General features: G+C 59.8%; 11 protein-coding genes. 9 read left to right on the top strand and 2 right to left on the bottom strand.

What is annotated here, in order from left to right:
* Positions 1 to 15 precede the first annotated feature (15 nt).
* The 9 genes from H0V78_07170 (at position 16) to H0V78_07130 (ending at position 9,512) form a co-directional block, all read left to right on the top strand.
* Positions 16 to 1,263, top strand: a complete 1,248-nt coding sequence (locus H0V78_07170; GenBank protein MBA2351558.1) for a molybdopterin-dependent oxidoreductase — start codon at positions 16 to 18, stop codon at positions 1,261 to 1,263.
* Positions 1,260 to 2,285, top strand: coding sequence for an NADH-quinone oxidoreductase subunit NuoH (gene nuoH / locus H0V78_07165; GenBank protein ID MBA2351557.1), 1,026 nt, complete (start codon positions 1,260 to 1,262; stop codon positions 2,283 to 2,285). The genes H0V78_07170 and nuoH overlap by 4 nt, the downstream gene beginning before the upstream one ends.
* Positions 2,286 to 2,298: 13 nt before the next feature.
* Positions 2,299 to 2,799 carry an NADH-quinone oxidoreductase subunit NuoI gene (gene nuoI / locus H0V78_07160; GenBank protein MBA2351556.1) on the top strand — a complete coding sequence of 167 codons (501 nt, stop codon included), beginning with the start codon at positions 2,299 to 2,301 and terminating at the stop codon, positions 2,797 to 2,799.
* The gene (locus tag H0V78_07155; protein MBA2351555.1) at positions 2,796 to 3,425 is read left to right on the top strand and encodes an NADH-quinone oxidoreductase subunit J; all 630 of its coding nucleotides are present in this window, start codon (positions 2,796 to 2,798) and stop codon (positions 3,423 to 3,425) included. The genes nuoI and H0V78_07155 overlap by 4 nt, the downstream gene beginning before the upstream one ends.
* Before the next feature lie 110 nt (positions 3,426 to 3,535).
* Positions 3,536 to 3,847 carry an NADH-quinone oxidoreductase subunit NuoK gene (gene nuoK, locus H0V78_07150; protein ID MBA2351554.1) on the top strand — a complete coding sequence of 104 codons (312 nt, stop codon included), beginning with the start codon at positions 3,536 to 3,538 and terminating at the stop codon, positions 3,845 to 3,847.
* A 52-nt stretch (positions 3,848 to 3,899) separates the two neighbouring features.
* Entirely contained in the window at positions 3,900 to 5,849 is a 1,950-nt protein-coding gene (nuoL, locus tag H0V78_07145) for an NADH-quinone oxidoreductase subunit L (protein ID MBA2351553.1), read from the top strand.
* A gap of 186 nt (positions 5,850 to 6,035) precedes the next feature.
* Positions 6,036 to 7,526, top strand: a complete 1,491-nt coding sequence (locus H0V78_07140; GenBank protein MBA2351552.1) for an NADH-quinone oxidoreductase subunit M — start codon at positions 6,036 to 6,038, stop codon at positions 7,524 to 7,526.
* Positions 7,527 to 7,534: 8 nt separating this feature from the next.
* Positions 7,535 to 8,974 (top strand): NADH-quinone oxidoreductase subunit NuoN, encoded by a 1,440-nt coding sequence (nuoN, locus tag H0V78_07135; protein ID MBA2351551.1) that lies wholly within the window; start codon positions 7,535 to 7,537, stop codon positions 8,972 to 8,974.
* Positions 8,975 to 8,978: 4 nt separating this feature from the next.
* Positions 8,979 to 9,512, top strand: coding sequence for an NUDIX hydrolase (locus tag H0V78_07130; protein ID MBA2351550.1), 534 nt, complete (start codon positions 8,979 to 8,981; stop codon positions 9,510 to 9,512).
* A gap of 112 nt (positions 9,513 to 9,624) precedes the next feature.
* On the opposite strand, the gene H0V78_07125 is transcribed toward H0V78_07130, so the two are convergent.
* Both H0V78_07125 and H0V78_07120 read right to left on the bottom strand, forming a co-directional pair.
* A complete protein-coding gene (locus H0V78_07125) occupies positions 9,625 to 9,861 on the bottom strand; it encodes a hypothetical protein (GenBank protein MBA2351549.1) in 237 nt (78 codons plus the stop codon).
* Between the two features lie 169 nt (positions 9,862 to 10,030).
* A partial coding sequence (locus tag H0V78_07120; protein MBA2351548.1) for a gfo/Idh/MocA family oxidoreductase occupies positions 10,031 to 10,444 on the bottom strand: 414 nt, incomplete at its 5' end.

Below are 10,444 nucleotides of genomic sequence, written 5' to 3'. Positions count from 1 at the left end.
CTGAAGATCGCTGATTTGGGCAGGCTGGATCGCGTGCTTGTCATCGGCAGCAATCTGACCAAGGATCATCCACTGATTGCGCATCGGCTGCGTCAGGCGGCCGGGAAAGGTGCTGCGATCAGCGTCGTCAATCCATTCGACGACAACTGGCATATGGCGATCGCGCACAAATTCATCAGCGCGCCGCATGCGATGACGGCTGCGCTTGCGGAAATTGTGGAAGCCGCGCGCGCATCCGCGGATGAACCGGGCGGCGAAGCTGCGGCAAAGATCGCGGCCAGCCTCAAGGCCGGCCAATACAGCGCCATCTTCCTCGGCAACCTGGCCCAGCATCATCCACAAGCCGCGCAATTGCACTGGCTCGCCCAACAGCTCGCGCAGGCAACCGGCGCGACGCTCGGCTTTCTCGGCGAAGCGGCCAACAGTGTTGGCGCTCATCTTGCCGGCGCAACGCCGTTTCACCGCGGCGCGCGCGGACTCGACGCCGCGGCGATGCTGAAGGAACCGCGCAAAGCCTGGCTGCTACTCGGCAGCGAAATCGAGCTCGATGCCTACAACCCGAAGCGCGCAATGGCTGCGATGCAGTCCGCCGAATTCGTCGTTGCGTTGAGCGCATATCGCCATCGCGCGACCGCCTATGCGCACGTCATGCTGCCGGTCGCGCCGTTTTCGGAGACGTCCGGCACTTTCATCAACACCGAAGGCCGCGCGCAGACTTTCAACGGCGTTGTTGCGCCGCTCGGCGAGACGCGGCCGGCGTGGAAGGTGTTGCGCGTGCTGGGTAATCTGCTCGGCCTCGATGGCTTCGATTACCACAGCAGCGAACAGGTGTATGCCGAAATGAACGTGGCGGCGCAGTTACCGATGTCACTGAATAACAAACTGGCCAGCGCCCCTGTCGATCATGCGGTCAGGTCGGAAACGGGATTGCGGCGCGTCGGCGACGTGCCGATTTACCAGGCCGACCCGATCGTGCGCCGCGCCGTCTCGCTGCAATTGACGCACGACGCGGTTGCGCCAACCGCTTCGATCAACAGCGCGCTGTACAGGCGTCTGCAGCTTGCGCCCGGCGAGCAAGTGCGGTTGCGCCAGGACGACGCCGAGGCGGTACTGGCGGTCATAGTCGACGACGGATTGGCGGACGGCACGGTGCGGGTTGCGGCCGGGCATCCGATGACCGCCGGGCTGGGCGGCGCGTTCGATGCCATCGAGATCGAACGCGTGGCGCAGGTCGGTGATGAAGCAGCGATGAAGCAGCAATGATGGATTCCGTCGAACAGCTTTTGGGGCCCGCGTGGCCAGTCGTGTGGACCCTGGCCAAAATCGTCGCCATCGTGCTGCCGCTGGTTTTGTCGGTCGCCTATCTGACCCTGGCCGAACGCAAGGTCATCGGCTACATGCAGGTTCGCATCGGACCGAATCGCGTCGGTTTCCGCGGATTGCTGCAGCCGTTTGCCGATGTGCTCAAGCTGCTGATGAAGGAAATCATCGTGCCGTCGGGCGCGAACAAATTCCTGTTCGTGCTGGCGCCGGTCATGACCATCATGCCGGCGATGGCGGCGTGGGCGGTGGTGCCGTTTTCGCCGGAACTCGTTCTCGCCAATGTCGATGCCGGCCTGCTGTACATCCTTGCGATCACATCGATGGGCGTTTATGGCGTCATCATCGCCGGCTGGGCGTCGAACTCGAAGTATGCGTTTCTCGGCAGCATGCGCTCGGCCGCGCAAATCGTATCGTATGAAATCGCCATGGGCTTCGCCCTGGTCGGCGTACTGATGGCGGCGCAAAGTCTGAATCTCGTCGATATCGTGAATGGCCAGCGCGGCGGCGGATTCTGGAGCTGGTACTGGTTGCCGCTGTTTCCGCTGTTCCTCGTCTATCTGATATCCGGCGTCGCCGAAACCAACCGCGCGCCATTCGACGTCGCCGAGGGCGAAACGGAGATCGTCGCCGGCTTCCACGTCGAATATTCGGGCATTGCATTCGGCGTGTTCTTCCTCGCCGAATACGCGAACATGATTCTGGTTTCGGCGCTGTGCGCGATCATGTTCCTCGGCGGCTGGCTGGCGCCTGTCGATACACCGTTTACGTTCGTGCCGCCGATCTTTTGGCTGCTCGGCAAGATCGCGTTTGTGCTGTTTTTGTTCCTGTGGTTTCGCGCGACGTTTCCGCGTTACCGCTATGACCAGATCATGCGACTCGGCTGGAAGGTGTTCATCCCGATCACCTTGATCTGGATCGTAGTGATCGGTGCGCTGAAGCTCGCCGGCTGGTGGCTGTGGTGATCGTGAGACGCATATGAAACGCATATCGAGGCGCGTAGCCGATTTCTTCAAAACGTTTTTGCTGTACGAGCTGGTCACGGGCATGATGCTGACCGGCCGGCATTTTTTCCGGCGCAAGATCACCGTGCAATATCCGGAGGAAAAAACGCCGCGCAGCGCGCGCTTTCGCGGACTGCACGCCTTGCGCCGCTACCCGAATGGCGAGGAGCGTTGCATCGCGTGCAAGCTGTGCGAAGCGATTTGCCCGACCCTGTGCATCACCATCGAATCCGAACAGCGCGCCGACGGCACGCGGCGGACGACGCGCTATGACATCGATCTCACCAAGTGCATGTATTGCGGCTACTGCGAGGAATCGTGCCCGGTCGATTCGATCGTCGAAACCGGAATCTTCGAGTATCACGGCGAAAAACGCGGCGATCTGTACTACACGAAGCCCATGCTGCTCGCGGTCGGCGACAAATACGAAGCCGAGATCGCGCGTGCGCGCCAGGCCGATGCGGCGTTTCGATGAGCTTTCAGGCCTTCATCTTCTACGCGCTCGCGTTGATTCTGATCTACGCGGCATTGCGCGTGATCACCGCGCGCAATCCGGTGCATGCCGCGCTGTTTCTCGTGCTGTCGTTCGTCGCGGCAGCCGGCATCTGGTTGCTGCTGCAGGCCGAGTTTCTCGCCATCACGCTGGTGCTGGTTTATGTCGGCGCGGTCATGGTGCTGTTCCTGTTCGTCGTAATGATGCTGGACGTCAATCTGGCGCGGCTGCGCGAAGGCTTCTGGGATTACCTGCCGCTCGGCGGCATCGTCGGCGCTTTGCTGGTCGCCGAGATGATCGTGGTCGTCGGCGGCGGTTACTTCAGTACTGCGCAAATGCCGCCGCCCGCGGAGCACGCCGCCGGTTACAGCAACATCAAGGAGCTTGGCCGGCTCATCTATACGCAGTACGTTTACGCGTTCGAGATCGCCGCCGTCATATTGCTGGTCGCGATCATTGCCGCCATCGCGCTGACCTTGCGCAGCCGCAAGAATACCCGTTATCAGGATCCTGGCGAGCAGGTCGGGGTGCGGCGCGAGGATCGCGTTCGCATGATCGATATGGCTTCGGAGCCGGCCGAAGAAAGGGCTCAGGGAGGTCCCGGATAAGCCGCGTCGCCGTCGCTCCCGCGATGCTCGGTCCAAGCACGCTTTGAGCCGGGCGAAGTCAGGCTGGATTCCCGCGTGCGCGGGAACGACAACTTTACAAGGAAACAGCTTTGCTCTCGCTTTCGTTATCGCATTACCTGGTTCTGGGCGCGATCCTGTTCGCGATCAGCATTGTCGGCATTTTCCTGAATCGCAAAAACGTGATCGTTTTGCTGATGGCGATCGAGCTGATGCTGCTCGCGGTGAATACCAATTTCATTGCGTTCTCGCATTATCTGAGCGACACCGCCGGGCAGATTTTTGTTTTCTTTATCCTGACGGTCGCGGCGGCGGAATCGGCGATCGGACTCGCGATTCTGGTCGTGCTGTTCCGCAATCTGAAAACAATACACGTCGATGACCTCGACAGCCTCAAGGGGTAGACGCTTGCCGCAACGGACGCAACCCGGCCATAGCGCCTGACGAAACCGACAAGTGAAAACCCTCTATCTGCTGATTCCGCTGGCGCCGCTGGCCGGGGCGATCCTCGCCGGTTTTTTCGGCAAATTGCTCGGCCGGGCAACGACGCACCGCATCGCGATCGCTTTGATGATCGCATCGTTTGCGATGTCGCTCGTCGTGTTTCGCGATGTCGCCCAAGGCAATATTTTCAATGGCGCGGTCTATACGTGGCTGACTTCGGGCGACACCGTATTCGAGATCGGATTTCTGATCGATCGGCTGTCGGCGACCATGATGGTCGTCGTCAATTTCGTGTCGCTGATGGTGCACATCTACACCATCGGATACATGCACGATGACCCCGGCTACCAGCGCTTCTTCAGCTATATCTCGTTGTTCACGTTCGCGATGCTGATGCTGGTCATGGCGAACAACTTTCTGCAATTGTTCTTCGGCTGGGAAGCGGTCGGCCTGGTTTCCTATCTGCTGATCGGCTTCTGGTATACGCGGCCATCGGCGATCTACGCCAATCTAAAGGCGTTTCTGGTCAACCGGGTCGGCGACTTCGGATTTCTGCTCGGCATCGCACTCGTGCTGCTGTATTTCCGAACGCTCGATTACGCGCAGGTGTTTGCGCTGGCGCCGCAGTTCGCGCAGCATCCGATCGAAATCATTCCGGGCGTCGCATGGCTGCTGCCGACGGTGATTTGCATCCTGCTGTTCATCGGCGCGATGGGCAAATCCGCGCAGTTTCCGCTGCACGTGTGGCTGCCCGATTCGATGGAGGGGCCGACGCCGATTTCGGCGCTGATCCACGCCGCGACCATGGTGACGGCCGGCATTTTCATGGTCGCGCGCATGTCGCCTTTGTTCGAGTTGTCGGAAGCCGCGCTGTCGTTCGTCATGGTGATCGGCGCGATCACCGCTTTTTTCATGGCGCTCCTGGGCCTGGTACAAAACGATATCAAGCGCGTGGTCGCGTATTCGACCTTGTCGCAGCTTGGGTATATGACAGTGGCGCTCGGCGCCTCGGCCTACGCCGCGAGTATTTTCCATCTGATGACGCACGCGTTCTTCAAGGCGCTGCTGTTCCTCGCCGCGGGCTCGGTGATCATTGCCATGCATCACGAGCAGGATATGCGCAGGATGGGCGGCCTGAAAAAAACCCTGCCGATCACCTACTGGACCGCCGTGATCGGCTCGCTCGCGCTGGCCGGCATTCCGCCGTTCGCCGGTTTTTTTTCCAAGGACGCGATCATCGAGGCCGTGCACGCATCGACTTTGCCGGGGTCCGGCGTCGCGTACTTCGCGGTCCTGAGCGCGGTTTTCATTACTGCGTTGTACTCGTTCCGCCTGCTGTTTCTGACGTTCCACGGCGAGCCGCGCATGGATGAAGACACCCGGCATCATTTGCACGAACCATCGTGGGTGGTGACGGCGCCGCTGGTGATGCTGGCGATTCCGTCGATCTACGCCGGCTGGGCTTACATCGAGCCGATGTTGTTCGGCGGCTGGTTCGCGGATGCCATCCTCGTTGCCCCGGCGCACGACGTGTTGGCTGCGCTCAGGGACGAGTTTCACGGCAGCGGTGCGTTTGCACTGCACGGCCTGACGACCTTGCCTTTCTGGCTGGCGGCAGCCGGCGTTGCCACGGCTTGGCTGCTCTATATCGTTCGGCCAGCCTGGCCGGCGCGTATCCGGCAAAGCTTTGCAGCGATCTACACGGTGCTCGAGCAGAAATACGGCTTCGATCGTTTCAACGACTGGTTCTTCGCCGGCGGCGCGCGCAAAGTCGGCAGCGGTTTGTGGAACATCGGCGATGTCGCCGTCATCGACGGGTTTTTCGTCAACGGCTCGGCGCGTGTGGTGGCGTGGAGTTCCGCTATCGTCCGCCAGTTCCAGTCGGGCTATATCTATCACTATGCATTTACGATGATCATCGGCGTGCTGCTGCTGATGACATTGTGGTTTGTCCGCGTTTAGGCTCTGATCCCGGCCTTGTCGACGCGCTCGCTCAAAACTTTGCTGTCATTCCCGCGGAAGCGGGAATCGAGTGACTTTCGAAAGGCGAAACCGGATTCCTGCTCCCGGCTTGGAGCCTGCCGGGACAAGGTTCACGGGAATGACAGCAGGATGGTTTACGAAGGTTTACGAAAATAAGCGAATACGATGATTTCCGCTGTCCCCCTTTTAAGCCTGGCCATCTGGCTGCCCATCGCATTCGGACTGGGCGTGCTGGCGGTCGGTTCGGATGCGCGCGCCGGCCTGGTTCGCGTGCTTGCCCTGGTCGGCGCGCTCGCCGGATTCCTGGTCACCCTACCGCTGTGGCCGGCTTTCGATCCGCTCGCGCACGGCATGCAGTTCGTCGAACTGCAAGCGTGGATCGAGCGCTACAACGTCAATTACCACGTCGGCATCGATGGCATTTCGCTGCTGCTGATCCTGCTGAACAGCTTTACAACGATACTGGTTGTGATCGCAGCCTGGCGCGTCATCGAGCAGAAAGTCCCGCAGTATATGGCGGCGTTCCTGATCATGTCCGGGCTTATGAACGGCGTTTTCAGCGCTCTCGATGCGATGCTGTTCTACTTTTTTTTCGAAGCGACGCTGATTCCGATGTTCATCATTATCGGCGTATGGGGCGGAGCGAACCGGATTTACGCGGCCATGAAATTTTTTCTATACACGCTGCTCGGCTCGCTGCTGACCCTGGTCGCGTTTATCTATTTGTACAACGCTGCCGGCGGCAGCTTTGCGCTGTCCGATTTTTACGCGTTGCCGCTGCCGCTATCCGCGCAGATACTGGTTTTCATCGCGTTGTTCATGGCCTTCGCTGTCAAGGTGCCGATGTGGCCGGTGCACACCTGGCTGCCCGACGCCCACGTCGAAGCGCCGACCGGCGGTTCCGTGGTGCTGGCGGCGATCATGCTGAAGCTTGGCGCTTATGGTTTTTTGCGTCTGTCGCTGCCGATCGCGCCCGATGCCAGCCACGAACTCGCGGGGCTGATGATCGCGCTGTCGCTGGTCGCGATCGTGTACATCGGCCTGGTCGCGCTGGTGCAGACCGATATGAAAAAGCTGATCGCCTATTCGTCGATCGCACACATGGGTTTCGTCACGCTCGGCCTGTTCATTTTCAATCCGTACGGCATGGAAGGCGCGGTCATCCAGATGGTGTCGCACGGCTTCGTATCGGCCGCGCTGTTCCTGTGCGTCGGCGTGCTCTACGATCGATTGCACAGCCGCATGATCGCCGACTATGGCGGCGTCGTGAACACCATGCCCGTGTTCGCCTCGTTTTTCATGCTGTTCGCATTGGCCAATGCCGGATTGCCGGGCACCAGTGGCTTCGTCGGCGAGTTCATGGTCATCATGGGTTCGGCCGGCGCCAGTTTCTGGTACGCGGCGCTGGCCGCGACGACGCTGATTTTCGGCGCGGCTTACACGTTATGGATGTACAAACGCGTCGTATTCGGCGTGGTCGCCAACCCGCAAGTCGCGGCGCTGACCGACATCGGCGCGCGTGAAATCGTGGTGCTGGGTTCGCTCGCCGTGTGCGTTCTGGCGCTCGGTCTTTATCCGCAGCCGTTCGCCGAAATTCTGCATACTTCGGTGAGCGACGTGCTTGGACTCGCAGCACAAAGCAAGCTGCCGCGATAATCCCTATCATGACGATCGCTGATTTACGCCCCGCCTACGCCGAGATTTTTTTGCTAACGGCGGCGTCGCTGATTCTGGTTCTCGATCTGTTCATCGGCGAGGCGCGGCGCACGCTGATTTACGGCGCGACGCTGCTTGCGCTGGGTGGATGCGCGTTAATCACGATCATGACAGCCGATCCGGAAGTGGTGCGAGCGTTCTCCGGCGGGTTCGTCGATGATCCGCTCTCCGATGCGCTGAAGCTCGCCATTTATCTTTCGGTCGTATTGATGCTGGTTTTTTCGCGCGGCTATCTCGCCGAGCGCGCCATGCTGCATGGCGAATTTCTGGCGCTGACGCTGTTCGCGACGCTGGGCATGATGGTGATGGTTTCGGCTCATCATTTCGTGACGCTGTATCTCGGCCTCGAACTGCTTTCGCTGTGCCTGTATGCGATGGTGGCGATGCAGCGCGATTCGGCGGTGGCGACCGAGGCGGCGATGAAGTATTTCATCCTCGGCGCCCTGTCGTCGGGCATTCTGCTGTATGGGATGTCGATGGTTTACGGCGCAACCGGCAGTCTGGACATCAATGAGATCGCCGACGCGATTCTGAACCAGCAGGCGAATATCATCGTGCTCGGCTTCGGCGTGGTGTTCGTCGTCGCCGGCATCGGCTTCAAGCTCGGCGCAGCGCCCTTCCATATGTGGGTGCCGGACGTCTATCAGGGGGCCCCGACCGCGGTGACGCTGTTCATCGGTTCGGCGCCGAAGCTGGCGGCTTTCGGCTTCATCATCCGGCTGCTCGTCGAAGGTTTGCAGGAGTCGCTGCCGGACTGGCAGTTGATGCTGATCATACTTGCCGTGCTGTCGCTGGCGGTCGGCGAAATCACCGCCATTTCGCAAAGCAATTTCAAACGTTTGCTTGCCTATTCGAGCATTTCGCACATGGGCTACCTGATGCTCGGCCTGTTGAGCGGGACCATGGACGGCTACAGCGCGGCCATGTTCTACGTTGTCGTGTACACGCTGATGACTCTCGCCGCCTTCGGCATGATCATGCTGCTGTCGCGGGCCGGCTTCGAAGCCGACAAGCTCAGCGACTTCAAGGGGCTCAACGCGCGCAGCCCCTGGTATGCCTTCGTCATGCTGCTGCTGATGTTGTCGATGATAGGCCTGCCGCCGACCGTCGGCTTTTACGCGAAGCTTGCGGTGCTGCAGGCGGTTGCGGATGCGGGTTTCGTCTGGCTTGCGGTGGCCGCCGTGATGTTTTCGCTGATCGGCGCATTCTATTATTTACGCGTCGTGCGCCTGATGTATTTCGAAGCACCCGAACACGACGCGCTTATCGCCCCGCCAACGGACGTCGCCGTGCTCATGAGCATCAATGGCATTGCGATTCTTGCGCTCGGCATTCTGCCGCAGTCGCTGATGGCGGTTTGTCTGTACGCGATCGAGAGCTCGCTTTAGAGCAGTGGCCGATTTTACCGAACACCAACTCGCTTCCGAGAGCGTCTTCAGCGGACGGCTGCTCGACGTTCGTCGGGATAAGGTGCGTCTTCCGGATGGCCGCGAAGCCGTCCGCGAGTACGTCGTCCATTCGGGCGCGGTCATGGTTCTGCCGCTGTTTGACGACGGCGGCATCTTGATAGAACGGCAATACCGGTATGCGCAGCGCAGGCATTTTTACGAGCTGCCGGCCGGCAAAATCGAAGACGGCGAGGAAGATCTGGCGACTGCAAAGCGCGAACTGCTCGAAGAAACAGGCTATATCGCGCAATCATGGCGCCACCTGTTGACTATGTATCCGTGCGTTGCCTATTCGACCGAACGCATCGAGCTTTATCTGGCGCGCGAACTGTCGTTCCTCGGTCCTGCCGGTGAAGACGGCGAGTTTCTCGAAACCCTGATACTGCCGCGGACCGAAGCATGGCAGTGGCTCAGAGAAGGCAAGATCAGCGACGCTAAAACGATCGCGGCCTTGTTGTGGCTGAAAAACCTGGAATAAAAAACTGAAACGGAAGCGCAAAGCAGAAAACCGGAAAGCGAAAAAAACCCGCACCAACGAAGTGCGGGTTTTTTCGGCCGCGATGATCGACGGCCGGCAGGAATATAACTGTCTAGCGCGCGGGCGGGGTCGCCGGCGTCATGGGTTCTTTATCCATGGGTTTGTTCATGGCTTCACTTTTCTCTTCGGCCACGTCCTTTTTCGCTTCCCCAATTTCCTTGTTTGCTTCGCGCTGTTCCTTGGCGACTTCCTTCTGTGCCTCGGCGACGTCCTTTTGCGGGCTGTCGCACGCACTCAGCGCCAACAGGAATATCGGTGTTGCAAGCAGAGTCAAAGTTTTCGTACGCATGGTTTCTCCAGTGGTAGTTTTATGTTCATAGCACGTCCAGCAAGATGATTAAAGCAATCGGCGTGCCGATGTGGAAAAGCCGCGCCTGCTGGCGGGGCACAAGGGAAATTAACGGCATCTGTCGTCAAACGGAGACAATCGGCCCGCCTAAACGGCGCAATACTCCAAATCAGCTACCGGTCGGTGTATCGGCGTGGATCAATTCCGGTTTCTCGATCGGCGGGCTCACGATTTCTTGCGCGAGAGGCGGGCGTTTTTTGCGTGGAGCCAGGTCGAGCTTCACCGGTTTGCCGGTTTTGATCGATTGATACAAAGCGGTAATGATGCGCACATCCGCGAGCCCTTCCTTGCCCGAGGGTTCGGGAGTCTCGTCATTGAGCACGCAGTTCGAAAAATACAACAGTTCGGGCGCGAACTGATCGCGTCTGGCAAACGCGCGCTTGCGCGTCTTGCCGCCTATGGTCAGGCGATGCGTGAGTTCGGCGGCGATTTCGTAGCCCGGGTCCAGCCGCAGATCGCCTTTCGTACCGGCAACCTGGTACATGGAAACGTCGGACGAGCCGAACCCGCTGACGAACTGCGC

This window comes from Burkholderiales bacterium (assembly GCA_013695435.1).
In the GTDB taxonomy this organism is placed as follows: Bacteria; Pseudomonadota; Gammaproteobacteria; order Burkholderiales; family JACMKV01; genus JACMKV01.
Note: the sequence above shows the minus strand (reverse complement) of the source record. Positions and strands in the feature narration are given on the sequence as shown.